We start from the raw sequence: 24,434 nt of genomic DNA, 5'->3' as shown, positions 1-24,434 counted from the left end.
TTCGGCTGGTACCCTTGGCTTCTTTCCTCGACCCTTTTCGTCTCATGCGCGCCGGCTGGACGCTGGCCCGCGAAGGCGCGCTCGGCCTCGTCGACATCCATGATCTGCCGGCACCGGCGCGATTGGCGGTGCGCCTCGGCCGATTGGTCGAAAAACGCAATGTCAGCGGCGGCAAGGGCCTGGCGGCTGCCCTGGTGAAGCTCGGGCCGAGCTGGGTCAAGCTCGGGCAGTTCCTCGCCACCAGGCCGGATGTCGTCGGCTTTGCCGTGGCGCGCGACCTGGAAGAGTTGCAGGACCGCATGCCGCCCTTCGGACGCGCCGTCGCCATCGCCGAGATCGAGAGGGCGCTGGGCGGCCCGCTGGATCAGTTCTTCGCCGAGCTTTCCGAGCCTGTCGCTGCCGCCTCGGTGGCACAGGTACACAAGGGCGTCATCCGCGACGCCGACGGCGAGCGCGAAGTGGCGGTGAAGGTACTGCGTCCCGGCGTCGATCGGCGTTTCCGCTCCGACCTCTCCACCTTCTATTTCGCCGCGCGTACGATCGAGCGGCTCGACCCGCGCTCCAAGCGCCTCAAGCCTGTCGAGACGGTCGACATGCTGGCGCGCACCGTCGCCTTCGAGATGGATTCGCGCCTGGAGGCGGCTGCCCTGTCGGAAATGGCGGAGAATATCGTCGACGATCCCGATTTCCGCATCCCCGCACCGGACTGGAACCGCACCGCCCGCACCGTGCTGACGCTGGAGTGGATCGAGGGCATTCCCCTGTCCGACATCGACAGGCTGACGGCGGCCGGCTTCGATCTCGTCGATCTCGGCCGCATCATCATCCAGTCCTTCCTGCGCCATGCCATCCGCGACGGCTTCTTCCACGCCGACATGCACCAGGGCAATTTGATGATCGACGCCTCGGGCCAGCTGGTGGCGGTCGATTTCGGCATCATGGGCCGGGCCGGCCTGAAGGAGCGCCGCTTCCTTGCCGAGATTCTGCACGGCTTCATCACCCGCAACTACCGGCGGGTGGCCGAAGTGCATTTCGAGGCGGGCTACGTGCCTCGGAGCCATTCGATTGACGATTTCGCCCAGGCCATCCGCGCCATCGGCGAGCCGATCCACCAGAAGCGGGCCGACGAGATCTCGATGGCCAAGCTCCTGACGCTGCTGTTCGAGATCACCGAGCTCTTCGACATGAAGACCCGGCCCGAATTGATCCTGCTGCAGAAGACCATGGTGGTGGTCGAGGGTGTCGCCCGCCGGCTCAATCCCAAGCTCGACATGTGGGCGACGGCCGACCCCGTGGTGCGCGACTGGATCGAGCGCAATCTCGGGCCTCTGGGCAAGCTCGGCGATTTGGGACAGCAGACGCTGGAGGCGGGCAAGTCGTTCACCTTGCTGCCGAGCCTGCTCAATCGCGCCGAAACCCTGGCCGAACGCCTCAACGAGGCGGCGGAAAGGGGCTTTGCCCTGCTGCCCGACAGCATCGAGGCGATCGGCAAGGCCGAGGCCCGTCGCAATCGCTGGGGCAATGCCGCCCTGTGGCTGATCGCTCTCGCCGCGCTCTATTTGGCGTGGAAACTGGTCTGAGCGCAGCGGCGTAGGCGACGGCATCATCTACAGCGTCAGATCCGATTTCGGAATCAGATCTGATGCCATAGGTTATTGTTGTCGCATCGTGCCGAAAATCGGCCTCCACTTTTCGGCACGATGCTTCAGGGCAAAACACTCCAGCGCCGAAAACCAGGGGCCGAACGGGTTCGGCCCCTTTGCTGTTCAGGAAAACACGCCGGCAACTTCGTTGCCGCCGATGCCCTTGGGCGAGGGACCATATTGGTTGGGACCCTGGGTGCCGTCGAGGAAGCCGAGTTCGATGAGAACCCAGATGGCGCCGACGAGGGGAATGAAGCTGACCAGCAGAAACCAGCCGCTCCTATTGCGGTCATGGCAGCGGCGAACCCCGATGGAAAGCCCGGACCAGACAAAGCCGACATAGAGCACGACACCGATCACGCCCAGCACATAGATCAGCGGATTGTCCGGCGTAACGGTCAGCGCCAGGCCATAGAAGATTCCCACGATGACACACAGGGCGACCCATTGCAGGAGATGATAGATCCAGTAATTGCTGCGACGCAGCCGGCCCTGAAAACTGAACAATTTCTCCACAAGCGTCGGTTCATTCATCGCGCTCAACCCCCTTGATCACAAGCTCATGCGATTTCAATGCTGCCGGCCTATCAGTGCGGCCGATTGAAAACAAGGCATCAATCCCGATCAATGGAGAAGCGTGTTTCCGGCGTGACAGAAGAACAGCGGGCTAAGCGCTCGGATTGGGAATATTTTACAATTCAGCAAACTGTCGCAATACAAACCATAGTCTTCATCTCACCTTGGCGTTCCAGACCATAGGCTGGAAACCTCTCCAGCATTCCTGGACCTTGGCCGTCGGTTTGACTTCAACGATCCTCATTTGCTGCCCGCCATTGGCTGGCCATGCCTTCCGGTTCGGGGCCGAAGCGATAGGCAGCGCGGGTACCGCGCCAGAAAAACAGGTCGACCAGCAGCCAGAGATTGGCAAGCGGGATCAGTCCGATCAGCAGGAACCAGGCTGAATGGTCGCGATCATGGCAGCGCTTGGCCAAGATGCAGAAGCCCATCCAGCCCGCCAACAGGCTGAGCCCACCGAGCGGAAGCCAGGGCATCACCTGCAACGCCGCTGCCGGATCGCGGCGGTAATAGGCGAACACCCATCCGCCCCAGACGAAGGCAGCCGCCGCGAACATCATGCACAGGCAGGCATAGGCGAACAGGGCGTCGAAGCGAGGAATGCGTCCTCTCGGGCTGAGCAACATTCGCCCGACGGTCATGCCGCCATCATTTGCACCGGCCTGTGCCATGTTGCATTCGTCGCGCCTAGCGTTTCCCGGTCAGGATACACTTGGAGCCATACAGCGCCAACTGCCTGCAACCTGTAGTGGGAGAGATTTCGGCGCCCCGCCTGCCCGGCAGCAATTCCGTCAAATCGCGAGGATCTATGCTTGCGGGGGCCATTCGTCGGCGGGTGGGCCGAAGCGGTTGGGGCCCGGCGTTCCCCTGATGAACCCCATCTCGACCAGCGTCCACAGCGCGATGAGGTTGCCCAGCCAGGCCAGCCAGGGCTGAACTATGATCGCCGCGATCCAGAAACCGAGGCAGCCCGCAGTCCAGCCAACATACCACAGGCCGGATTTACCGCGGTCATGACAACGCTTGAAGCCGGCGGCCAGATAGGGCCAAGCGCAGACGACCCAGCCGATAGCACTCATGCGGAAAATCTTGGCAGGCCCCTCGTCGTCGAAGCTGGAGGTGGCGAACAGCCACCAGGCAACCCAGACCAGATAAACGAAGGCCAATGGTACCGTAACGAGAAGGTAGGCGTGCCGGCCGATGCGGCCCTTGAAGGAAAACAAACCAGCCATCACGCCTCATAACCAACGCTGCCGGCCCGACAACGCCTTGCCGGATCCCCGGGCCGGCCCGATACGGGCCGGCTCCTCATGTGAGAATCTCATCACGATGAGCCAGCCTATGCTAGATCGCGGCGGTATCCGGCACCAGCGCCAATTCGAAAATAGATTACAGCCCCCAATCGTCCTGGTGGTCGAGCAGGCCGCGCTCGCGCAGGGCCTTCACCACGGCTTCGGCCAGCGCCCGGGGCTTTTCGCCGACGGTCTTCAGCACGATCTCGGCATTCTCAGGCCGTTCATAGGGGCTGCTGACGCCGGTGAAGTGCTTGATCTCGCCCGCCAGGGCCTTGGCGTAGAGGCCCTTGGGATCGCGCTTGATGCAATCCTCGATCGGGGTGTCCACGAAGACCTCGACGAACTCGCCGAGTTCCACCAGGGAGCGGACGAGGGCGCGCTCCGCCTCGAAGGGCGAGATGAAGGAGCACAGTACGATGGTGCCGCTCTCGACGAACAGCTTGGCCACCTCGCCGACGCGGCGGATGTTCTCGACGCGGTCGGCGTCGGAAAAGCCGAGGTCGCGGTTGAGGCCGTGGCGTACATTGTCGCCGTCGAGCAGCATGGTGTGATGGCCGGCATGGGCAAGCTCGGCCTCGACCAGATTGGCGATCGTGGACTTGCCCGAGCCCGACAGGCCGGTGAACCAGACGATCGCCGCCTTCTGGTGCTTGAGCGCTGAACGAGCGAGCTTGTCGATTGTGAGCGACTGGCGGTGGATGTTGGTGGCCCGGCGCAAGGCGAAATCGATCATGCCGGCGGCCGCGGTCTGGTTGGTAGCGCGGTCGATCAGGATGAAGGCGCCGGTCTCGCGGTTGTCGACATAGGAGTCGATCGCCACCGGCACGCCGGTCGCCACATTGACGACGCCGATCTCGTTGAGTTGCAGCGTACGAGCCGCCAGATGCTCCTGTGTGTTGACGTCGATCTTGTGCTTGATCGAGGTGATGGTCGCCGGTGCGAACTTGGTGCCGATGCGCAGCATGTAGGAGCGGCCCGGCAGCAGGGCGTCCTCCGACATCCAGATCAGGTGGGCGGCAAACTGGTCGGTGACATCGGGCCGTTCGGTGGTGCGGGAGAACACGTCGCCGCGCGCGGCATCGATCTCGTCGGCGAGCGTGAGGGTCACCGCATCGCCGGCAACGGCCTCCTCGAGGTCGCCGTCCTGGGTGACGATGCGCGTGACCACCGAGGTCTTGCCCGACGCCGCCACCGTGACGCTGTCGCCCGAACGAATGGCGCCGGAGGCGACCGTGCCGGAAAAGCCGCGGAAATCCAGATTGGGCCGGTTCACCCATTGCACCGGGAAGCGGAAAGGTTTCTTTACGGCGTCGGACGCGACGTCGATCGTCTCCAGATGCTCGATCAGGATCGGTCCGTGATACCAGTCCATATGGGTCGAGCGCATCGAGACGTTCTCGCCGAAGCGCGCGGAGATCGGAATCAGGGTTACCGAGGTGAAATCGAGATTGGCGGTGAAAGCCAGAATATCGTGGACGATCTTCTCGAAGACGACACGATCATAATCCACCAGGTCGATCTTGTTGACCGCGACCACGATGTGGCGGATGCCGAGCAGCGAGCAGATGGTGGCATGGCGCTTGGTCTGCACCAGCACGCCCTTGCGGGCATCGATCATCAAGACGGCGAGATCGGCGGTGGAAGCGCCGGTCGCCATGTTGCGGGTATATTGCTCGTGGCCGGGCGTGTCGGCCACGATGAAGGAGCGCTTGGCGGTGGAGAAGAAGCGATAGGCGACATCGATGGTGATGCCCTGCTCGCGTTCGGCCTCCAGCCCGTCGACCAGCAGGGCGAAGTCGATGTCCTCGCCCGTGGTGCCGTGGCGCTTGGAATCCTTTTCCAGCGTGGCAAGCTGGTCCTCGAAGATCAGCTTGGAATCATAGAGGAGCCGGCCGATCAGGGTCGACTTGCCGTCATCGACCGAGCCGCAGGTGAGGAAACGCAACAGCCCCTTTTCGCGGGGCTTGAGCATTTCGGCGAGCGAGAGCTGGGTCTGGGGGGCAGCAGCGTTCATCAGAAATAGCCCTCGCGCTTCTTCTTTTCCATCGAGGCCGACTCGTCATTGTCGATCAGGCGGCCCTGGCGCTCGGAGGTGCGGGCGGTCAGCATCTCGCGCACGATGTCGGCGACCGATGTCGCCTCGGAATCGATGGCGCCGGACAAGGGATAGCAGCCGAGCGTGCGGAAGCGGACGCGGCGCATCTGAGGAGCCTCGCCGGGCTCCAGCGGCAGGCGCTCGTCATCGACCATCAGCATGGTGCCCGACCGAAACACCACCGGGCGCTCCTTGGCGAGGTAGAGCGGCACGATCGGAATGTCCTCTTCCAAGATATATTGCCAGATGTCGAGCTCGGTCCAGTTCGACAGCGGGAAGACGCGGATCGATTCGCCCTGCCGGATCTTGGTGTTGTAGAGCGACCACAATTCCGGGCGCTGGTTGCGTGGGTCCCAGGTGTGGTTGGCGGTGCGGAAGGAGAAGATGCGCTCCTTGGCGCGGCTCTTCTCCTCGTCGCGGCGGGCTCCGCCGAAGGCTGCGTCGAACTTGTATTTGTCGAGGGCCTGGCGCAGCCCCTCCGTCTTCATCACCTGGGTGTGCAGGGAGGAACCGGAGGTGATCGGGTTGATGCCGCGCTCGACACCGTCCTGGTTGATGTGCACGATCAGGTCGAGCCCGTAGCGCTTGGCGATCTCGTCGCGGAACGAGATCATGTCCTTGAATTTCCAGGTCGTGTCGACATGGAGCAGCGGGAAAGGCAGCTTGGAGGGATAGAACGCCTTCAGGGCCAGATGCAACATCACCCCCGAATCCTTGCCGATGGAATAGAGCATCACCGGATTGGCGAATTCGGCCGCGACTTCGCGGATGATCCCGATCGACTCGGCTTCGAGCCGCTTGAGATGAGGGGAGAGGGTGCGGGACATTGGCGCCTATGGGCCCTTTTCACATTGGAAAATGTGTAATTAGGGCATTTTACATAGAATGCCAGGGCTGCCGGCGCAAGTGCGTTTCTTGCGCGGAGAATAGGCAGCAGCCCAGCATGTCACCGCGGGAGCCAGGCTGCAAGGCGAGGCCCGCCTCTCGCCCGTAGGGGGAGAAAAGACAATGCCGGCGCTTTTGCCGGCACTGTCTGGCCGTCACAGCTTCGGCTTCACCCGGATAATGCCGGTCATTTGCGGATGAAACCGGCAGAAATAGGACATCACACCAGGCCTAGTCACAGGGATGCTCCCGCTCTTTCCCTCCGGCAAGGCGACGTCCCATCGCCCGCTACGGTCTGTCGCAGTGTGGTCGACGAAATCGGCGTTCCGCCATTCGATGACGTCGCCGACTCGGGCTTCGACGACGGCAGGCTCGAAGGCAAGATCGCTGACCGTGATCGCGATCGTGGCGGCGCGTGCCGTTCCGCCCCAGAGGAGTATCATGCCGGCTGCAATGCCGAGCACGGCACGGCGCGATGCTCCTGCCTTGGAGTGGCGCCTCATTTCAGCGCGCCCGCCAGATGTTCGGCATGCAGTTCATGGCCCTGGAAGATCTTGAGCCCGGTCTGCAGCAGGCTCTTGAGCTCGGCATTGCCGGCCGCTGGAATGAGCGTATCGGCAAGGGCGGCATTGACGGTCTTGTGATAGCCGATCTCATTGTCCGCATAGGCCTTGTCGAAGGCCGGTCCCTCGAGGGCAGCAAGGCTGGCGCGCCTGGCTTCGGCCTGGCTGACCAGGCCCTTGCTGACATCGTTGTCTTCGGGCGTGACCTTCAGCTTCTTGACCAGGGCCAGCGCCTTGCCGTTCACGGCTTCATGGTCATGGACCATGCTCCGGGCGAAGGCGACGACCTCCTTGTTCTTCGATTTCTTCAGCGCAAGCCTGGCTGTCTCGATGTCCAGCACGCCCGCCGTGTAGGCGATATGGGCGATCTGCGGATCGGTAAGGCCGCCGGCCCGGGCCGGCGCGCCGGCGATCAGAATGGCGAGAACGGCTGCTGTTCCCGCAAGCCTCGCAATCAACATGGCATTTCTCCTGTGCGTAGACGTTTGCAGGAGATTGGATGCCAGCGCCGCGACCTGGTTCCCGCCGCTTCAGGGATTGGACAGAATTTTTTCGATCACGGCTCGCGTCATGCGTTCGCAGCGCCAGCCATCGAACGGGAAGGCGTCCATCAGATGCGGGCCGGCCTGCCGCTCCAGTGCCTCGCGCAACAGGCGGCGCGCCCGGTGCAGGCGCGTCTTCACCGTTTCGGGCCTGAGGCCGAGCAATGCCGCCGTCTCCTCCAGGCTCATCTCCTCGACCACCCGTGCCATCAGGACGACCCGGTAGATCGTCGGCAACTCGTCGATCGCCATTTCCAGCAGGGACTGGATCTGTCTCTGGGCCATGGTCCGCTCCGGATCGGCCGCCACGGCCTGGATTGGGAAGGGGATCACCTCGCCGGCCAGGAGGGCCCTGCCCGTCTCGATCCCGATGGCAGGACGCCTTGCCCGTACGCGGCCGAGCGCCTCGTTCATGACGATACGCGTCAGCCAGGTCGCCAGGCTGGAATCGCGGCGAAAGGCCGGCAGCCCCGCAAAGGCTCGCATATAAGCGGCCTGCAAGGCTTCCTCCGCCTCGTCGTCGTCACGCAGGATGCTGCGGGCGATCCGATAGAGACGGCGATTGTGCTGCGTCGTAATCGTGCGGATGGCCTCGGGCTCACGCCGGATCGCCCTGTCGATCAGGTCGTCGACCGGATGAATCTGCAAACCGGGATGGGACATCGGAATCGATACCTCGTCAGGGACGCGTGATTGGATGCGTCCCGCCTCCAAAGGTTCCCGATGAAATCGCCGCTTCCCACCGAACGGGCGCCTGTCTTCAATCGCTGGGGTAGCGCCGTACGCCCCGATCCGTAACGATGGCGTCGAGCGGGATATCGTGCGCCAGGGGGTGGATGGTACGGATCGCCGCCTCGGCATAGCCGACGCCGATCGCCACTACGCTCGCCGGCAGGCTTGCCAGCGTGCGGTCGAAATAGCCGCCGCCATAACCGAGCCGGAAGCCGCGGGCATCATGGCCGACCACCGGCGCCAGGCAGATGTCGGGCACCACTTTCCGCCCGCCCTCCGGCACCGGGATGTTCCAGAAGCCCTTGACCAGTTTCTCGCCCTGCCGCCAGGTGCGGAACACCAGCGGCGTGTTCCTTTCCACCACCAGGGGCAGTGCCGTGATCGCCCCCCGCGCAGCGAGTGCCTCGGCCCAGTCGCGCAGGTTGGGTTCGCCCCGCAACGGCCAGTAGAAGCTCACCACCCGCCCGGCGACATCGCCGACGACGCTATCGAGATGCCCGGCGATGGCCAGGGCCTTCTCGGTTCTCAGATCGACAGGCATAGCCAGCCGCTCGGCAATCAGCCGGGCCCGCTCGCCCTTGCGCCAGGCCATGATCTCAGCGCGGCGCTCGACCTGCACCTGCGCGGCGGCATCGAGCTGGCCGCCCTCGACCTCATGGGCGAAGCAGGCTGACGACGCGAAGGAATGCGTAGCCTCGTCGGCATCGTCGCGATCGGCTTCCATCATGGCATCGGCTCCCTGATCGAAGGTACGGCTATCATGTCCCAAACGCCCGCTGCCGGCCAGTCTCAGGCTGGCGAGCGGCGTCCAGCGCCTGGGCGAGATCGGCCAGCAGGTCGCCTTCGCCCTCCAGCCCTACCGAAAGCCGCAGCAGGCTGTCCTTGATTCCCGCGGCTGCCCGCGCGGCCTCACCCATGCCGAGATGGGTCATGGTGGCGGGATGGGCAACCAGGCTTTCGACGCCGCCGAGCGACTCGGCGAGGGTGAACACCCTGACGGCCTCGACGAAGCGCTTGACGGCCAGGGGGCCGCCGGCGATCTCGAAACTGAGCATGGCGCCGAAACCAGCCTGCTGCCGCCGGGCGATCTCGTGGCCGGGATGGCCCGTCAGACCCGGATAATACACGGCGGCAACGCCGTCATGGCCGGCCAGGAACGCCGCGATCGCGCCCGCCGAACGCTGCTGGTGCTCGATGCGCGGAAACAGGGTGCGGATGCCGCGCAGCGTCTGATAGGCATCGAAGGGCGAACCGGTGACACCGATCATATTGGCCCAGAAAGCCAGCTCCGTGACGTCCTCGGCCCTGGCAGCCACGACTGCGCCGCCAATCACGTCGGAATGGCCGTTCAGATATTTGGTGGTGGAGTGGATGACGAAATCGGCGCCGAGGCCGATCGGTTTCTGCAGTGCCGGCGAGAGGAAGGTGTTGTCGACAGCAAGCGCTGCCCCCACCCTACGGGCCTTGCCGGCGATGGCGGCGATGTCGACGACGCGCATCAGCGGATTGCTGGGGCTTTCGACCAGCACCAGGGCAGGACGCCGGGCCAGGGCGGCATCGAGTGCGTTCTCGTCGGTCTGATCGACCAAAGCGAGGTTGAACTGGCCCTTGTTGGCCCGCATGGCCAGGAGGCGTTGCGTGCCGCCATAGCAGTCATGCGGCGCCAGGATGGTCTGGCGGGGATTGAGGCGCGACAGCACCAGGTCGACCGCCGCCATGCCGCTGGCGACAACCACGGCACCGGCCCCCCCTTCCAGCGCCGCCAGCGTCTCGGCAAGCTGGTCACGCGTCGGGTTGCGCGTACGCCCATATTCGTAGGTGCCGGCCTGTTCGAAGCCGCCAAAGGCATAGGAGCTGGCAAGGTAGAGAGGCGGAGCCACCGCGCGGAAGGCCTTGTCGGCCGCCATGCCGTTGCTGGCGGCAATCGTTTCGGGAGACCTGTCGTCCGTCATGCCATTTCACTCGATACCACCGCGCCTCGATCGAAACGCGTCTTGCTTCTGCCGGGCCTGATACCGGGCCGACACCCCGCCGCGCGGCGGATCGGTACTGCCGGCATCCGGTCGTCCTGGAGTTGTGGCATCGGAAATGACCTCAGACAAACGCATTGTTATTGCAGTTCAATGCAATATCCATAATCTTATTTTCATGGATATCGGGCTTGCACGAACCTTCCTGGAAATTGCGCAGAATGGCAGCTTCGCCGCCGCGGCCGAGCGCCTCAATCTGACGCAGACGGCGGTCAGCGCGCGCATCCGGGCCCTTGAGCAGCAGATCGGCCGCCGTCTTTTCGTCCGCAACAAGGCCGGAGCCCGGCTCACGCCGGCCGGCGAGCGCTTCGTCGGGCCCGCCGCCGCCCTGGTTCAGGTCTGGGAACGCGCCCGGCAGGAGGTGGCGCTGCCGCCCGGGCGGGAGGAGGGCATCAGCCTGGGCGGCGAGCTCAGCCTCTGGCATCCCCTGCTCGCCGACTGGCTGGCCTGGATGCACCGCGAATGCCCGCGCGTCGCTTTGCGCGTCGAGGTCGATACGCCATCCCGGCTGGTCGAGCGCGTCAGGGAAGGCTCGCTCGATCTGGTCACGCTCTACAACCCGCCGCAATATCGCGATATCGTCGCCGAGTTGGTGGTGGAGGAACAACTGGTGCTGGTGACGACCGCCACCGACGGCACGGTGGATCGGGACAGCTACATCCAGGTCGATTGGGGACCGGCTTTCGCCCTCAACCACCGCGCCGCCTTTCCCGATTTCGCCGCCGCCCCCCTGGCAATTTCGCTCGGTCCCCTGGCGTTGACCCACATTCTCTCGGTGGGAGGCTCGGGCTATTTTCGCGCCGGCGCGGTCACGCCCTTCCTCGCCGATGGGCGCCTGCGGCTGGTAAAGGGGGCGCCGGCCTTCTCCCATTCGATCTATGCGCTCCATGCCGCCCGGCGGGACAACCCCGCCCTTCATCGGGCGCGCGAGGGCCTTCGTTTCGTTGCCGCCCGCGCCGAGCGGCCGGGACTGGGCGTGACGACCATCGGATAGGGCCGTCGAGAAGAGACGGGCGGCCTTGCTTGAATGGAAGCCAGTTTGCTGCTACTCACAACAAAATAAGACCAAAAAGCATGATCGAGCCGGCACGTTCCGGACGGAACCCGGCCGGCGCAACAGGGCAGGATCTACCATGGACAAACTCGGCATTCATTCCTTCGTATGGACGGGCGGCACCACGCAGCAGGATCTCGAAGGCGCGATGGAAAAGTCGCATCGCCTCGGCTACAAGCTGATCGAATTTCCCCGTCTCGACCCCCGCAAATTCGATGTGTCCTGGCTGGCGCGGCGCCTCAAGGACTATGATCTCGCCGTGACCGTCACCATGGGCTTGCCGCTGGAAGGCGATATTTCGAGCGAGGACACGGCCGTGGTGCGCCGGGGCGAGGAGATCCTCGCCGATGCGGTCGCCATCACGCGCGATCTGGGCGGCCACAAGCTCGGCGGCATCATCTTCTCGGCCCATACCAAATATCGCAGCCTGCCGACGCGCAAGGGCTGGGACAACAGCGTCGCCACGCTGTCCCGCTTGGCCGACAAGGCCAAACAGGCCGGCGTCAGCCTCAATCTTGAAATCGTCAACCGCTTCGAGACCAACCTGCTCAACACCACCGCGCAGGGCCTCGCCTTCATCCAGGACACCGGTTCGGACAACATCTTCCTGCATCTCGACACCTTCCACATGAACATCGAGGAAGCAGATCCCGTGCAGGCCATCCGGCTCGCCGGCGACAAGCTCGGCTATTTCCACATCGGCGAAAGCAATCGCGGCTATCTCGGCTCGGGCGTGATCAACTTCCCCGCCATTTTCGACGCCCTCGTCGCCAGCGGCTATGACGACTGGATCACCTTCGAGAGCTTTTCCTCCGAAGTGGTCGACGAAGACCTTTCGATCATCTGCGCGATCTGGCGCAACACCTGGACCGACAATGTCGAGCTCGCCCAGCGTGCCAAGGCCTTCATCGACGATCGCTACGCCGAAGCCCGACGCAAGGCCGAGACGGCCCGCACACCGTGAAGATGGCTTGGAACGCAGCCTTCTCCAGCGCTCGTCCAGGCCGTCTGCATCGCATACCATTCATGGAACCCACCGGAACAGCGCCGTTCTAACACGTTGTTTCGACGTGTCTTTGCGCGGTTTGACGATTCCATCGAGTCGCAAGACATTGTAGTCTCCCCCTCCCCTCCGAGCGGATCTCCCCATCTTGGCAACGCCGCAAACCGTCCGTCATCTCAATGAAATCAGGGCTCTCAATGCCCTGTTCCGCGACGCCGGCATGAGCCGGGCCGACCTCGCCCGGGCGCTCGGCCTCAACCGTTCGACCACCGGCAATATCATCACCGGCCTGATGACGGAGGGCCTTGCGGTCGAGCGCCGCGACGAACCGCGCAGCGAGAATGCCGGCAAGACCGGCCGCCCCGGCATCCGGGTGCAGATCGATCCTGCCGGCGCCAGCTTCCTGGGCGCGGAGATCGGCGTCGACCGGCTCACCGTTGTCGTCATCGACATGCTGGCCAAGGAGATCCTGCGCCTCACCTTGCCCTTCCCGACCTATCGCGAAACCTCGGAGGCCGGCATCGACCGCATGGTGGCGCTCATCGCGCAAGCCGTCGACAGCCTCGACCGGCCTGAGCGCCTGCGCGGCCTGTGCGTTACCCTGCCGGCCCTGCTCGCCTCTGACGGCACCGTGATCAACGGGCTCATGCTCGGCTGGCGCGACGTGAAGCTGAAGGAGATGGTCACCGATCGATTGAAGCGGCGTTTCCCCTCGCTCGATCCCGCCATTTCGATCGAGAACGACGCCAATGCCTTCGCCATCGCCGAGACCTATCGCGACACCACGCATCGCTCGGAGACCGTAGCCTTCCTGCTGATCGAGAACGGTGCCGGCGGTGGCATCGTCATCGGTGGCCGCCTGTTGCGCGGCTCGGCGGGCTTTGCCGGCGAATTCGGCCAGATCGTGCTCGGCGGCGACAGTGCCCCGGCCGGCCGCTCCAAGCCGGGCCATCTGGAAAGCTATATCGGCAAGGACGCCATTCTCGGCTTCTATCGCATCCGGGGCGGCGAAGCCGATCTCGACAGGCTGCTGCAAGGTCTTGCGCGGGGAGAAGAGGCGGCGATCGCCACAGCACGGGTTTGGGGCGAGCGTCTCGCCGCCGGCCTGATCCAGGTCACCAGCGTGCTCAACCCCGGCCTGATCATCCTCGGCGGCTCTGTCGCAGCGGTCTTTCCTCATGTCGCCACCGAGGTGAGCGAGGCCATGCAGCGTGAACTGCTCGAGGGCTTTCCGCTGCCGCGCATCGAGGTTTCCGGCCTCGGCGTCGAAGGCCCCGCCCTTGGCGGCGCCCTCCTGATGCATCAGCGCATGTTCTCCATCGACGAAAGCGCGATCTATGCCAGCGAACAGCCGATCACGCTGTTCCAGAGCTAGGCCCTAGGCTCGCTCTCCTTTTCTCAGATATCGAGGAACCTCCCATGCTTGCAGGCAAGATCGTCACCATCGGCGAGATCCTGGTGGAGATCATGGCGACCACCACCGGCAACGGCTTCCTGGAGCCGCAACCCCTGGTCGGTCCTTTTCCGAGCGGCGCGCCGGCAATCTTCATCGACCAGGTCGGCAAGCTCGGCCATCCCGCCGCGATCGTCTCGGCCGTGGGCGACGACGATTTCGGCACGCTGAACCTCGAGCGCCTGCGGCGCGACGGTGTCGACGTCTCGGCCGTGGCCGTGCATGCGGGAGCGGCCACCGGCAGCGCCTTCGTGCGCTACCGGCCGGATGGCGGCCGTGCCTTCGTCTACAACATGCGCGACAGCGCCGCCGGGCGCATCGCCGCCACGCCCGAGGCCGAGGCGGTGCTTGCCGAAGCAGGCCATCTCCACATCATGGGATCCGGACTGCCGGTGCCGGCGGTCGCCGACATGATCCTGAAGACCCTGCCGGGGCTCAAGGCACGCGGCGGCACCGTCTCCTTCGACCCCAACATCCGGCGTGAGACGCTGCGGGACGGCAGCAAGGCGATCTTCCATACCGTGCTGGCAGCGACCGATCTCTTCCTGCCCTCAGGCGAGGAGTTGTCACTGTTCTCCGGCGAGAGCGACGAGGACAAGGCGGTGGCGGGCCTGCTGGCGGCGGGCGTCAAGGAGATCGTGCTGAAACGCGGCGCCGGCGGAGCCAGCCATTTCAGCCGGGAGGGCCGCACCGACATGCCCGGCTTTGCGGTGACCGAAATTGACCCGACCGGTGCGGGCGACTGCTTTGGCGCGACATTTCTGGTGGCACGCCGGTTCGGAAAGCCGGTTGCGGAGGCCCTGCGCTATGCCAATGCCGCCGGCGCCCACACCGTGACCGTGCAGGGGCCGATGGAAGGAAGCGCTGGCTTCATCGAGCTCGACCACTTTATGGCGCAAGCCGGCAGCCCTTGAAGCCGGGCGTCGCCGCCACGCTTGTTACGAAACTGTCACAAGCCAAAGATAGCATGGCCGGGCATCGGGCTTCTCTCTCGCCCTGCCACGGCCCGGCCGGGTTCTCCAGCAGCGTTCGCTGGCTGGGCCGTGCCCCGCACCGGTTCCCCGTGACAGCTGAGCGCCAGCCGCCGACGCCTCAGGCGGACCGTTTCAGCATTCTTCCGAGCGCGATCAGGATACAGGCTCCGATGAATCCGGCGATGAGATAACCAATCCAGCCACCGAGCACCACGCTAAACATACCCAGCACCAGATTGGCAACGGCCGCACCGACGATGCCGAGGATGATGTTCATGAGGACGCCCATATTGCTCTTCATGAACATTTCGGCCAGCCACCCCGCGAGGCCACCGATGATGATGGCTCCGATCCAACCCACTTGCGGATTCTCCATACTGCCCCCCTTTGTCAGACTTGGCGCCAAGCATGCCCGCTGACGGCATATTCCTGCGAATGCCGACAGGGACGCCGGTTCCGCAAGGCGCTATGGCACCAAGGCGGGACCCTGCTGGTCCCGGGGTGAGAACGCATGGATCGGGTCATGGTTCCGTGTCGAATCAGGAGGCCCGGCGAGCGGGCCCCCCGACGACGAAGCCCATGGGCTCAATAGCCGTAATAGTACCGGCGGTGATAATAGGGCCGGTAATAGTAGTAGCGCGGCCGATAATAGCGCCGATAGGGGCGGTAGTACCGGTAGGGCCGGTAGTAGCGGGGGCGGTAGTAGCGTGGCCGGTAGTAATAATACTGGACCTGCTGGGCCTGGGCCGTGCCTTCCAGGGTGTTCGCCATGGGGGCCGCCCGCTCGACCGGCGCCACCGGCAGCGCCGAAGACGGCGTCGAGGTGACAGCCAGTCCGCCGAGCATCATGACGACAGCGAACAAGGCCTTGAGTGAAAAGCGCATGCTTTATCTCCCTTTGCTTGGCATCTCTTGCCTCGGTTATCTTCACTGATCCCGCTCATCCGGGCTATCGCCTACGAAACACCGGGCAAAGCGGCCCTCGGCAAGCAGCAGTCGAGCTGAGATGATCCACCGGCATGCGAGATAACCGAACGGAATGCCCTCGAACCCTAGGCGTTCGCCAGGACACAGGCAATGTAATCCTTCGGGGTGCTTTCGTCGCGCAATAAAAAAGCCCGCTCGATGCCGGCGGGCTTGGTGGAACCTGACTTCTGTCGTTGAAGACCGAGAAGAAGTGGTGGAGCCAGGCGGGATCGAACCGCCGACCTCTACAATGCCATTGTAGCGCTCTCCCAGCTGAGCTATGACCCCACTTTTGCGAAGCGGCCTGGGAGCTGCTTCGGTGTCCCTCGGCGTCACCGCCGACGGGCCGCTCGTTTGTCACGTTTCGCGGCCCGATGCAAGACGTCTTGTGAAGAAATTTTGTAAAATCTTTCGATTGAGGAAAAGACGCGGCTCCTGGCGGGTTCCGCGTCCCTGAAGGGGCCCGTTGCGAGCCTCAGCTTTCCTCGTCGTCCTCGATGCCGTCGCCGATCAGATCGGTGACGTCGTCATTCTCGTCCTCGTCTTCCTCGAGGAAGGTGTCGTCGGAGACCGGATCATCCTCGACATCGATGTCGTCGTCGCCGACCACGGCCTTGGCGGCACTCGTCTCGTCATCGGCTTCTTCGAGGCTGATCAGTTCGGCGTCCGTGTTCTGATCGAGATCGTTGTCGTCCTCGGTCTGATCGGCGGCGCGCGGAGCGACCACGTCCGGACGGCCACCGCGCAGGAGCGGTGCTGCAATGGTGACCACCTGGCCGGTATAGGGCGAGATGATCGGATCCTTGTTCAAATCGTAGAATTTGCGCCCAGTCGTCGGACAGACGCGTTTCGTGCCAAGTTCGGGTCTGGCCACGGCGTGTACCTTATGTCGGAAATCGAAGTGCGAGGCCGCTACAGACTAGAAGGCCCCATGTCAATCAGAATCGCAAAGATGGCGTTTTTTCGCGATCTGGCAAGGGGTTGAATCAAGATTTCCTCCCACCGCCGGCTTTGCCCTCCGGGCCATCCATGCTAGGGCGTGTGTCCGGGTGGACTGGGAGGTTCGCTCATGCGGGAGCAAGAGTCCCGCCACCGGCATTCTGCCTTGCCGCACATTTCTTCCGCCCGTCCGGAGCCGTTCCTTGCTCGCATCGCCCCCCCAAGCCGCTCCGCTTCCCGCGCGCCGGTCCTCCGGGCCGGCTCAGGCGACCCGGGTGACGTGCGACGATACGGCCCGTCTGCTTACCATCATCCTCGGCCTCCTCAGCGTGGGCGAGACGCGCATCGAGACCCTTCCCGAAAGCGATGGCATTCTGGCAACGGCCGAAGCCTGCCGCAGGCTGGGTGCGGCGATCGAGCGCGCCGGAGCGGGAAGCTGGCGCATTCACGGCGTCGGGGTCGGCGGCCTGCTCTCCCCGGAAGGTAGCCTCGATTTGGGAGGATCCCTGGCAGCCGCAGTCCTGATGATGGGCGTTGTCGCAGGCCATGGCGTCACGGCCAGTTTCGATGGTGAGCCCGCAGTGCGGGCCTGTGCCATAACGCCTGCCTTGGCGCCCCTGATGCGGATGGGCGCCGAGATCGTCACCTCGGCCGAGGGCACGCGCCTGCCCCTGACCCTACGCGGCGCCGTCGACGCGGTGCCGATCCTCTGGCGCGTGCCCGATGGCGACACCTCGTCACCGGTAACGCCGGATCTGATAACCTCGGCCGTGCTGCTCGCCGGCCTCAACGCGCCCGGCGAGACCAGCGTCATCGCACCGCGAGGGGCCGGAGAGGCAGCCGGGTACCTGCTCCCGCTTTTCGGGGCGGCTGTCGCCACATCACCCGAGGGTTCCGGACACCGTATCGTGCTGCAAGGCCGCCCCACGCTCCGGCCCGCGGTCGTCACCCTGCCGGCGGAAACACCGCCTTACTCCCGCTGATGTGTAATCCTGGTGCCTCGTCATGATCATCGCCATTGATGGCCCCGCCGCCTCCGGAAAGGGTACCCTGGCCAAGCGCCTCGCCGCCCATCTCGGCCTACCCCATCTCGACACCGGCCTGCTCTATCGCGCCGTCGGGCGGGCCGCCATCGATGGTGGCCTCGATCTCGAGGATGCGGACGCCACCGCCGAGATCGCCGACGGGCTCGACGTCGCCAGCCTCGACGAGAACCGGCTGCGCGGCCGGGAAATGGGCGAAGCGGCTTCCGTGGTCGCCGCCCACCCCAAGGTGCGCAAGGCCCTGCTCGATCTGCAGCGGCGCTTCGCCCATCAGCGCGGCGGGGCCGTGCTTGACGGCCGCGACATCGGCACGGTGATCGCGCCCGGCGCCGAGGTGAAGATCTTCGTCACAGCCGATGCCGAGATCCGGGCACGCCGGCGCCATCTCGAGCTCGTGAAGCGCGGCGATGCCCCCCCTTTCGAATCGGTGCTCGCCGATATCCGCAAGCGCGATGCCCGTGACGCCGGCCGCGCCGACGCTCCCCTGAAGCCAGCGCCCGACTCCCATGTGCTCGACACCACCGCCCTCGATGTCGAGAGCGCCTTCGCCGCCGCCCTGGCGCTGGTCGAGCGCCATCGGCGTTGACTCAAAATGGGCGGATTGAGGTTGCTCGCAGCATCAACCCTTGATTTTATCGGCCAGGACGCTGATATCCCGGCCGAACATGAGTTGGAAAAGGTGAAATGACCAGCAAGACCAAACCCGCAGCCGAAACCGAGACCCGCCCTGCGGCCGAGGCGGCCGCCACGGCGGCGCCGACGGCCGACAGCACGGGCCAGGTTGGTGGCGAACAGGCCGGCGCCGACCAGACCGCGGCGAACGACGAAGCCTTCGAGGTCCTCAGCAAGCTGCAGGCCGAGAATGCCGAGCTGAAGGATCGCCTGCTGCGTACCCTGGCCGAGGTCGAGAATGTGCGCCGCCGCGGCGAGCGCGAACTCAACGATGCGCGCCAATATGCCATCGCCAAATTCGCCGGCGACATGCTCGGCGTCGCCGACAATATGGAACGTGCCCTGGCGAGCGTCCCCGCCGAAGCACGCGAGAGCGACGATGCCGTCAAGGCCTTGATGCAGGGCGTCGAGCTCACCGAAAAGGAAATGCTGCGCTCGCTCGAAAAGCACGGCGTCAAGAAGCTCGACCCCAAGGGCGAACGCTTCGATCCCAACTTCCATCAGGCGATGTTTGAGGTGCCCGATCCCTCCGTGCCCAACGGCACCGTGGCCCAGGTGGTGCAGGTCGGCTATTCGATCGGCTCGCGCGTGCTGCGCCCGGCCATGGTCGGTGTCGCCCGCGGCGGCCCGAAGCCGGTGGCGGCCGAAGCCGAAAAGCAGGCCTGATCGACGGCGACGTATGGAGTGCGTTTTACCCTCCCCTGGAGGGGGAGGGTAAGAAACGCAGCCTCAATAGCCGGCCGCCAGGCCTGACTCGACGCGGCTGTCCATGGCGCCGTTGTAGCGGGCGCCGTCGCCCTTCTTGATGGTGGCGAGATCCTTGCCGCCGACCAGGATGCCGGCCGCCTTGCCCCAGACCGGCCAGGCTGGATCGCCTTCGTCCACCTTATATCCCATCTCGACCAGCAGCTTCACCGTGTCCGGCGAGAGCGCCTGGGGCTCGGTATAGATCTGGTCGGGCAGCCATTGATGGTGGATGCGCGGCGCATCGACGGCTTCCTGGATGTCGAGGCCGTGGTCGATCACGTTGAGGATGGCCTGCAGCGTGATGGTGATGATGCGCGAACCACCGGGGCTGCCGATCACCATGAAGGGCTTGCCGTCCTTGGTGACCACGGTGGGGCTCATCGAGGAGAGCGGCGTCTTCTTGGGTTCGATGGCATTGGCCTCGCCCTGTACGAGGCCGTAGAGGTTGGGTACGCCGGGCTTGGCGGTGAAATCGTCCATCTCGTTGTTGAGCAGGATGCCGGTGCCTTCAGCCACCACGCCGGCGCCGTAGGAGCCATTGAGGGTGTAGGTGACGGCGACGGCATTGCCGTCATTGTCGATGATCGAATAATGCGTGGTTTCCTTGGACTCGCCCATGCCCTTGGGCATCAGCTCCTTGGAGACGCCGGCCTTGTAGGGATTGATCTTGGCCCGGATCTCGGCAGCGTAGTTCTTGTCGAGGAGGTGCGGGACAGGGTTCTTGACGAAATCGGGATCGCCCAGGCTGGAATTGCGGTCGACATAGGCATAGCGCATCGCCTCCACCATCAGATGTACGGTATTGGCCGAATCGGCGCCGAGATAGGAGAGCGGATAGCCCTCCAGCACGTTGAGGATCTCGCAGATGATCACGCCGCCGGAGCTCGGCGGGGGCGAGGAGATGATGTCGTAGCCGCGATAATTGCACTTCACCGGCTCGAGCTCGCGAACCTTGTACTGCTCGAAATCCTCCTTCTTCAGGATACCGCCTTTGGCGGCGGAAGCCTTGACGATGGCATCGGCGATCGCGCCCTTGTAGAAGGCGTCCTGGCCCTTCTCGGCGATGGCAGAGAGCGAGGCGGCGAGATCGGGCTGCTTGAAGGTGTCGCCAACCGCATTGGGCGTGCCGTCGGCCTTGAGGAAGATCTTGGCCGCGTTCGGGTCGCGCTTGAGCCAGTCGGCATTCTCCTTGACGGAGGCGACATCGCCCTGGCCGAGCACATAGCCATCCTTGGCATAGCGGATGGCGGCTTCCATCAAATCCTTGCGCGGCAGCGAGCCATATTTTTCGCGGGCATATTCGAAGCCGGCCACCGAGCCGGGCACGCCGACGGCGAGATAGCCGTCCGTGGAGGCGCCCTTCACCGGATTGCCCTTGTCGTCGAGATACATGTTCTTGGTGGCAGCGTTGGGCGCCCGCTCGCGGAAATCGATGAAGGTCGACTTGCCGTCCTTGGTGCGGATGGTCATGAAGCCGCCGCCGCCGATATTGCCGGCTTCCGGCCAGACCACGGCCAGGGTGTAGCCGACAGCCACGGCGGCATCGATGGCATTGCCGCCCTTCTTGAGGACATCCACGCCGGCCTGGGTGGCCAGGTGCTGGGTGGTGACGACCATGCCGTGCTCGGCCTCCACCGGCGCCGGCGAAGCGGCGTTGGCCCCGGCAAGGGGTGCGAAGGTCAGTGCGACGACAAGACCGGTGACGGTCACCGGACGGACGCGGTGCATAGGCTCCTCCTCTGACTGGCGCGGTTTCCGCCCCCCGAGGCCGGAACGCCGCGCCGATTTCCTTGAAATTCATGGCCTGATTCGAACGGGGCGAGCGAATCAGGCCCCAGTCACCCCGGTTTTCTCCGGAGTGCCGGCCTTCTCGGCGTGGGCCGCTTTCCCCTCCTGTCGGCAGCGCACGGCTCCGAAGGCTTCATTGCTAGACGGGATTCCGGCCTGCGTCGATAGAGCTTTGTCTCCTTGGCCTTCGCACGGCCGGGAAGATGGTCAGGCCCTTGCCGCCGGCAGCCCGGCCAAGGCGGCCTCGACGGCATCGCCCAGGCGCTCGACCACGGCATCGACCTGGTTGCGTTCGATGATGAAGGGCGGCGCCAGCAGGACATGGTCACCCTGCACGCCGTCGATGGTACCGCCCATCGGATAGACCATCAGCCCCCGCGCCATGGCCTCGCGCTTGACGGCGGCGTGGAATTTCAGCGCCGGGTCGAAGGGTTGCTTGCTGTTGCGATCGGCGACGAACTCGATGGCGCGGAACAAGCCGCGTCCCCGGATGTCACCGATATGGGCATGGTTGGCGAAACGCTGTTCCAGCCGTTCCTGCAAGCGATCGCCCATGGCCGCGACATTGGCGAGAAGATTATCGCGCGCGATTGTCTCCTGCACGGCCAGTGCGGCCGCGGCAGCCATGGCATGGCCCATATAGGTATGGCCGTGCTGGAAAAAGCCCGAGCCTCCGGCGAAGGCCTCGAAAATGGCGCCGCTGAGCAGGACGGCGCCGATCGGCTGGTAGCCGCCGCCGAGGCCCTTGGCGATGGTCATGAGGTCGGGCGCCCCCCCCTCCTGTTCGCAGGCATGCAGTGTGCCCGTGCGCCCCATGCCGCACATCACTTCGTCGAGGATGAGCAGGACACCATGGCGGTCGCAGATCTCGCGGATGCGGGTGAAGTAGCCGGCGACGGGCGGCACTGCGCCCGCCGTGGCGCCGACCACCGTCTCGGCCAGGAAGGCGATGACCTCGTCCTGCCCCAATTCGAGAATCTTGTCCTCGAGGGCCTGGGCGGCTCGCACCGCATAGGCTTCGTCGCTCTCGCCCGGCGCCTGGAAGCGATAGGCGAAGCAGGGATCGATATGGTGGGTCTCGATCAGCAGCGGCTGGAACTGGGCCCTGCGCCACTGATTGCCTCCGGCGGCGAGGGCCGCCAGCGTATTGCCGTGAAAGCTCTGGCGCCGGGCGATCACATGCCGGCGCCGCGGCTGCCCCTTCTCGACGAAATATTGCCGCGCCATCTTCAGGGCCGCCTCGACCGCCTCCGAGCCGCCACTGACGAGATAGGCCCGTTCCAACCCGGCCGGCGCATGGGCGATCAGGCAATCCGCCAGCCGTTCGGCGACCTCGGTGGTGAAGAAGGAGGTATGGGCATAGGCAAGCCTATCGAGCTGCCGGTGCAGGGCTTCCAGCACGGCCGGGTGGCCATGGCCGAGGCAGGAGACGGCGGCACCGCCGGAAGCATCGATATAGCGCTTGCCGGCGGCATCGATCAGCTCGATGCCATGCCCACCGACGGCGACCGGCATGACGGCGTTGGCGGCACGATGGAGCAGATGGCTCATGGCGAGGTTCCCGGAAGTTTCGGCTGCGGACGTCGGGTCAGATGGGTGCCGAGGGCGGCCAGATGCGCATCCGCGCGCCGCAGGGCGGCGAGCGCCGCCTCGCCGTCATGGCCCGCCACCAGCGCGGCCAGCACTTCGGCCGCGGCAAAGGCCGGCGTCACGGCATGCAGGAAGGAGGGGCTGGCCGTCGGCACGACGAGATGATGGCGGGAGATCCTGGCCAGAGGCGCCACCTCGCTGTCGGTGATGGCGAGGATGGACAGCCCGCGCGAAGCGGCATGCTCGGCGAGTTCGAGGGTTAGGCGCGTATAAGGCTGCAGGCTGACGGCCACCATCACCTCGCCCGGAGCGGCATCGACGAGGGCGTCGGCCCCGATGGCGGCGATCCCGTCGAGCAGCACGCTGGGCCTGCCGATCAGGGTGAGCGCATAGTGCAGGTGCCAGGCAACGGGATGGCTCGCCCTGAGACCGAGGCAATGGATGCGGCGAGCCGAAGCAAGAGCCTGCGCGGCACCGGCGAATGCGGCAAGCGGCCTGGCTGCCGCAAGCCCGCCAAGCTGGGCGCCGAGCATGCCGAGCATGGCGGCGGCCAGGTCTTCGTCGCCACCGCGCTCCTGCCGGGTGAGGTGGTCTCCCGCCTTGCCTGCGAAGCCCGTCGGCGCCTCCCGCAATGTGTCGGCATGCAGTTCCCGCAGGGCCTCGTAACCGTCAAAGCCCAATTGCCGGGCGAGACGCATCATGGTCGCCGGCTGCACGCCGGCGCGACGCGCCTGTTCCCGCATCGACAAAAGGGCGACATCGCGCGGATTCTCCAGCACGTAACGGGCAGCGGCCCTGATCTGCGCCGGCATCGCGTCGAAGCCCCTGACGATCTCCGCGGCTAGGCCGTCGAGATCCACAAGCCCGTTCATGCCCTGCGCTCCGTCGGAAGGATTATTGAAACAAACGTAGCATATGCTATCATATTGATACAAATGAATCCTTATTCGGAGACAGATTTTGTCGGCTACGCTGGATTGCGCCCCGCGTTTCATTGCCGTCGCCCCCAATGGCGGCCGGCGGACCAAGGCGGATCATCCCGCCCTGCCGATGACGATCTCCGCCCTGGCGCAGACGGCGGCAGGCTGTCTCGAGGCCGGCGCGGCTATGATCCATGTCCATGTCCGGCGTAGGGATGGCAGCCATCTGCTCGATGCCGAGGCCTATCGCGCCGTCATCGCCGCGATTGCCGCCGCGACGGGCAAGGATCTCGTGGTGCAGGTCACCTCGGAGGCGCTCGGCCTCTATTCGCCGGCGGAGCAACGGGCCGTCATCCGCGAAACGCGGCCGGAAGCCGTATCGCTCGCCCTGCGCGAACTGGTGCCCGATGCCGGCGAGGAAGCCGCCTTTGCCGAATTGCTGCTTTTTCTCAGGCTGATCGGCACCGTGCCGCAGATCATCCTCTACACGCCGGACGAAGCCAGGCGCCTTGCCGACCTGCAGCGGCGCGGCCTCATCCCCTACGAGAAGCTGCCAGTGCTTTATGTGCTCGGCCGCTATATGACGGACCAGACGTCACGCCCCGCCGATCTCCTGCCCTTCCTCGCCGAGGACATGCCACGCTTCGATCCCTGGAGCCTGTGCGCCTTCGGGCCCCAGGAGGCGGCTTGCGTCACCGCCGCAGCCCTGCTGGGCGGGCACGCCCGTGTCGGCTTCGAGAACAACCTCCATCGTCCCGACGGCACGCTCGCCCGGGACAATGCCGAATTGGTGGCGCTGGCCCGGCAGGCCATCGAGGCTGCCGGCTTGAGGATCGGCGATGCGGATGCCCTGCGTGCGGCGACGCTGACCGCATGAAAAAAGGCGGCCATGAGGCCGCCTTCATTCACAGAACAGATGGTGAA

At 65.0% G+C, this 24,434-nt stretch carries 25 protein-coding genes and 1 tRNA gene; 9 read left to right on the top strand and 17 right to left on the bottom strand.

Annotated elements, in window-relative coordinates; all coding sequences use genetic code 11:
* Positions 1-44 precede the first annotated feature (44 nt).
* Positions 45-1,580, top strand: a complete 1,536-nt coding sequence (gene ubiB / locus U1R88_RS12110; protein ID WP_322431926.1) for a 2-polyprenylphenol 6-hydroxylase — start codon at positions 45-47, stop codon at positions 1,578-1,580.
* 186 nt (positions 1,581-1,766) lie between these two features.
* On the opposite strand, the gene U1R88_RS12105 is transcribed toward ubiB, so the two are convergent.
* The 10 genes from U1R88_RS12105 to metB form a co-directional block, all read right to left on the bottom strand.
* Positions 1,767-2,177, bottom strand: coding sequence for a DUF805 domain-containing protein (locus U1R88_RS12105; RefSeq protein WP_322431465.1), 411 nt, complete (start codon positions 2,175-2,177; stop codon positions 1,767-1,769).
* Between the two features lie 272 nt (positions 2,178-2,449).
* Positions 2,450-2,860 (bottom strand): DUF805 domain-containing protein, encoded by a 411-nt coding sequence (locus U1R88_RS12100; RefSeq protein ID WP_322431464.1) that lies wholly within the window; start codon positions 2,858-2,860, stop codon positions 2,450-2,452.
* Between the two features lie 165 nt (positions 2,861-3,025).
* Complete coding sequence (locus U1R88_RS12095; RefSeq protein WP_322431463.1) at positions 3,026-3,451, bottom strand: DUF805 domain-containing protein; 426 nt, start codon at positions 3,449-3,451, stop codon at positions 3,026-3,028.
* A gap of 157 nt (positions 3,452-3,608) precedes the next feature.
* Positions 3,609-5,528 (bottom strand): sulfate adenylyltransferase subunit CysN, encoded by a 1,920-nt coding sequence (gene cysN, locus U1R88_RS12090; RefSeq protein WP_425545415.1) that lies wholly within the window; start codon positions 5,526-5,528, stop codon positions 3,609-3,611.
* Positions 5,528-6,436 (bottom strand): sulfate adenylyltransferase subunit CysD, encoded by a 909-nt coding sequence (gene cysD / locus U1R88_RS12085; RefSeq protein WP_322431462.1) that lies wholly within the window; start codon positions 6,434-6,436, stop codon positions 5,528-5,530. Before cysD ends, cysN begins: the two co-directional genes overlap by 1 nt.
* A gap of 213 nt (positions 6,437-6,649) precedes the next feature.
* Positions 6,650-6,997, bottom strand: coding sequence for a cupredoxin domain-containing protein (locus U1R88_RS12080; protein ID WP_322431461.1), 348 nt, complete (start codon positions 6,995-6,997; stop codon positions 6,650-6,652).
* On the bottom strand, positions 6,994-7,518 hold the full coding sequence (locus U1R88_RS12075; protein ID WP_425545414.1) for a DUF4142 domain-containing protein: 525 nt from the start codon (positions 7,516-7,518) through the stop codon (positions 6,994-6,996). Before U1R88_RS12075 ends, U1R88_RS12080 begins: the two co-directional genes overlap by 4 nt.
* Positions 7,519-7,587: 69 nt before the next feature.
* Positions 7,588-8,262 carry an RNA polymerase sigma factor gene (locus U1R88_RS12070; RefSeq protein ID WP_322431460.1) on the bottom strand — a complete coding sequence of 225 codons (675 nt, stop codon included), beginning with the start codon at positions 8,260-8,262 and terminating at the stop codon, positions 7,588-7,590.
* A gap of 97 nt (positions 8,263-8,359) precedes the next feature.
* Complete coding sequence (locus U1R88_RS12065) at positions 8,360-9,058, bottom strand: 5-formyltetrahydrofolate cyclo-ligase (RefSeq protein WP_322431459.1); 699 nt, start codon at positions 9,056-9,058, stop codon at positions 8,360-8,362.
* Positions 9,059-9,089: 31 nt separating this feature from the next.
* Positions 9,090-10,283 (bottom strand): cystathionine gamma-synthase, encoded by a 1,194-nt coding sequence (metB, locus tag U1R88_RS12060; protein WP_322431458.1) that lies wholly within the window; start codon positions 10,281-10,283, stop codon positions 9,090-9,092.
* Between the two features lie 196 nt (positions 10,284-10,479).
* Between metB and U1R88_RS12055 the strand changes: the two genes are divergently transcribed.
* The 4 genes from U1R88_RS12055 (at position 10,480) to U1R88_RS12040 (ending at position 14,785) form a co-directional block, all read left to right on the top strand.
* Positions 10,480-11,355, top strand: a complete 876-nt coding sequence (locus U1R88_RS12055; protein WP_322431457.1) for a LysR family transcriptional regulator — start codon at positions 10,480-10,482, stop codon at positions 11,353-11,355.
* Between the two features lie 139 nt (positions 11,356-11,494).
* Positions 11,495-12,379: a sugar phosphate isomerase/epimerase family protein gene (locus U1R88_RS12050; protein ID WP_322431456.1), complete on the top strand. Its 885-nt coding sequence runs from the start codon at positions 11,495-11,497 to the stop codon at positions 12,377-12,379.
* Between the two features lie 187 nt (positions 12,380-12,566).
* The gene (locus U1R88_RS12045; RefSeq protein ID WP_322431455.1) at positions 12,567-13,793 is read left to right on the top strand and encodes an ROK family transcriptional regulator; all 1,227 of its coding nucleotides are present in this window, start codon (positions 12,567-12,569) and stop codon (positions 13,791-13,793) included.
* Between the two features lie 44 nt (positions 13,794-13,837).
* Positions 13,838-14,785, top strand: a complete 948-nt coding sequence (locus U1R88_RS12040) for a tagatose kinase (protein ID WP_322431454.1) — start codon at positions 13,838-13,840, stop codon at positions 14,783-14,785.
* Positions 14,786-14,963: 178 nt separating this feature from the next.
* Here U1R88_RS12040 and U1R88_RS12035 read toward each other — a convergent pair whose 3' ends face one another.
* The 4 genes from U1R88_RS12035 to U1R88_RS12020 form a co-directional block, all read right to left on the bottom strand.
* Complete coding sequence (locus U1R88_RS12035; protein WP_322431453.1) at positions 14,964-15,221, bottom strand: GlsB/YeaQ/YmgE family stress response membrane protein; 258 nt, start codon at positions 15,219-15,221, stop codon at positions 14,964-14,966.
* A gap of 209 nt (positions 15,222-15,430) precedes the next feature.
* Positions 15,431-15,730 (bottom strand): hypothetical protein, encoded by a 300-nt coding sequence (locus U1R88_RS12030; RefSeq protein ID WP_322431452.1) that lies wholly within the window; start codon positions 15,728-15,730, stop codon positions 15,431-15,433.
* Positions 15,731-16,023: 293 nt separating this feature from the next.
* Positions 16,024-16,099 (bottom strand) — tRNA-Ala (locus U1R88_RS12025).
* 187 nt (positions 16,100-16,286) lie between these two features.
* Entirely contained in the window at positions 16,287-16,685 is a 399-nt protein-coding gene (locus U1R88_RS12020) for a TIGR02300 family protein (RefSeq protein WP_322431451.1), read from the bottom strand.
* A 340-nt stretch (positions 16,686-17,025) separates the two neighbouring features.
* Between U1R88_RS12020 and U1R88_RS12015 the strand changes: the two genes are divergently transcribed.
* The 3 genes from U1R88_RS12015 (at position 17,026) to grpE (ending at position 19,131) form a co-directional block, all read left to right on the top strand.
* Positions 17,026-17,733, top strand: coding sequence for a 3-phosphoshikimate 1-carboxyvinyltransferase (locus U1R88_RS12015; protein WP_322431450.1), 708 nt, complete (start codon positions 17,026-17,028; stop codon positions 17,731-17,733).
* A 22-nt stretch (positions 17,734-17,755) separates the two neighbouring features.
* Complete coding sequence (gene cmk, locus U1R88_RS12010) at positions 17,756-18,379, top strand: (d)CMP kinase (protein ID WP_322431449.1); 624 nt, start codon at positions 17,756-17,758, stop codon at positions 18,377-18,379.
* Positions 18,380-18,477: 98 nt separating this feature from the next.
* On the top strand, positions 18,478-19,131 hold the full coding sequence (gene grpE / locus U1R88_RS12005; RefSeq protein ID WP_322431448.1) for a nucleotide exchange factor GrpE: 654 nt from the start codon (positions 18,478-18,480) through the stop codon (positions 19,129-19,131).
* A gap of 63 nt (positions 19,132-19,194) precedes the next feature.
* Here grpE and ggt read toward each other — a convergent pair whose 3' ends face one another.
* The 3 genes from ggt to U1R88_RS11990 form a co-directional block, all read right to left on the bottom strand.
* On the bottom strand, positions 19,195-20,940 hold the full coding sequence (gene ggt, locus U1R88_RS12000; RefSeq protein WP_322431447.1) for a gamma-glutamyltransferase: 1,746 nt from the start codon (positions 20,938-20,940) through the stop codon (positions 19,195-19,197).
* Positions 20,941-21,207: 267 nt separating this feature from the next.
* Positions 21,208-22,551, bottom strand: coding sequence for an aspartate aminotransferase family protein (locus U1R88_RS11995; protein ID WP_322431446.1), 1,344 nt, complete (start codon positions 22,549-22,551; stop codon positions 21,208-21,210).
* Entirely contained in the window at positions 22,548-23,450 is a 903-nt protein-coding gene (locus U1R88_RS11990; RefSeq protein ID WP_425545429.1) for a MurR/RpiR family transcriptional regulator, read from the bottom strand. The genes U1R88_RS11995 and U1R88_RS11990 overlap by 4 nt, the downstream gene beginning before the upstream one ends.
* A gap of 100 nt (positions 23,451-23,550) precedes the next feature.
* Between U1R88_RS11990 and U1R88_RS11985 the strand changes: the two genes are divergently transcribed.
* The gene (locus tag U1R88_RS11985) at positions 23,551-24,387 is read left to right on the top strand and encodes a beta-keto acid cleavage family enzyme (protein WP_425545413.1); all 837 of its coding nucleotides are present in this window, start codon (positions 23,551-23,553) and stop codon (positions 24,385-24,387) included.
* Positions 24,388-24,434 lie beyond the last annotated feature (47 nt).

This window comes from Labrys sedimenti, from assembly GCF_034424805.1.
Classification (GTDB): domain Bacteria; phylum Pseudomonadota; class Alphaproteobacteria; order Rhizobiales; family Labraceae; genus Labrys; species Labrys sedimenti.
This window is presented reverse-complemented; position numbering and strand designations above follow the sequence as displayed.

Coding starts and splice junctions, on each gene's coding strand:
- ubiB (WP_322431926.1), top strand. CDS start 45: ATGCGCGCCGGCTGGACGCTGGCCCGCGAAGGCGCGCTCGGCCTCGTC.
- U1R88_RS12105 (WP_322431465.1), bottom strand. CDS start 2,177: ATGAATGAACCGACGCTTGTGGAGAAATTGTTCAGTTTTCAGGGCCGG.
- U1R88_RS12100 (WP_322431464.1), bottom strand. CDS start 2,860: ATGACCGTCGGGCGAATGTTGCTCAGCCCGAGAGGACGCATTCCTCGC.
- U1R88_RS12095 (WP_322431463.1), bottom strand. CDS start 3,451: ATGGCTGGTTTGTTTTCCTTCAAGGGCCGCATCGGCCGGCACGCCTAC.
- cysN (WP_425545415.1), bottom strand. CDS start 5,528: ATGAACGCTGCTGCCCCCCAGACCCAGCTCTCGCTCGCCGAAATGCTC.
- cysD (WP_322431462.1), bottom strand. CDS start 6,436: ATGTCCCGCACCCTCTCCCCTCATCTCAAGCGGCTCGAAGCCGAGTCG.
- U1R88_RS12080 (WP_322431461.1), bottom strand. CDS start 6,997: ATGAGGCGCCACTCCAAGGCAGGAGCATCGCGCCGTGCCGTGCTCGGC.
- U1R88_RS12075 (WP_425545414.1), bottom strand. CDS start 7,518: ATGTTGATTGCGAGGCTTGCGGGAACAGCAGCCGTTCTCGCCATTCTG.
- U1R88_RS12070 (WP_322431460.1), bottom strand. CDS start 8,262: ATGTCCCATCCCGGTTTGCAGATTCATCCGGTCGACGACCTGATCGAC.
- U1R88_RS12065 (WP_322431459.1), bottom strand. CDS start 9,058: ATGATGGAAGCCGATCGCGACGATGCCGACGAGGCTACGCATTCCTTC.
- metB (WP_322431458.1), bottom strand. CDS start 10,283: ATGACGGACGACAGGTCTCCCGAAACGATTGCCGCCAGCAACGGCATG.
- U1R88_RS12055 (WP_322431457.1), top strand. CDS start 10,480: ATGGATATCGGGCTTGCACGAACCTTCCTGGAAATTGCGCAGAATGGC.
- U1R88_RS12050 (WP_322431456.1), top strand. CDS start 11,495: ATGGACAAACTCGGCATTCATTCCTTCGTATGGACGGGCGGCACCACG.
- U1R88_RS12040 (WP_322431454.1), top strand. CDS start 13,838: ATGCTTGCAGGCAAGATCGTCACCATCGGCGAGATCCTGGTGGAGATC.
- U1R88_RS12035 (WP_322431453.1), bottom strand. CDS start 15,221: ATGGAGAATCCGCAAGTGGGTTGGATCGGAGCCATCATCATCGGTGGC.
- U1R88_RS12030 (WP_322431452.1), bottom strand. CDS start 15,730: ATGCGCTTTTCACTCAAGGCCTTGTTCGCTGTCGTCATGATGCTCGGC.
- cmk (WP_322431449.1), top strand. CDS start 17,756: ATGATCATCGCCATTGATGGCCCCGCCGCCTCCGGAAAGGGTACCCTG.
- grpE (WP_322431448.1), top strand. CDS start 18,478: ATGACCAGCAAGACCAAACCCGCAGCCGAAACCGAGACCCGCCCTGCG.
- ggt (WP_322431447.1), bottom strand. CDS start 20,940: ATGCACCGCGTCCGTCCGGTGACCGTCACCGGTCTTGTCGTCGCACTG.
- U1R88_RS11995 (WP_322431446.1), bottom strand. CDS start 22,551: ATGAGCCATCTGCTCCATCGTGCCGCCAACGCCGTCATGCCGGTCGCC.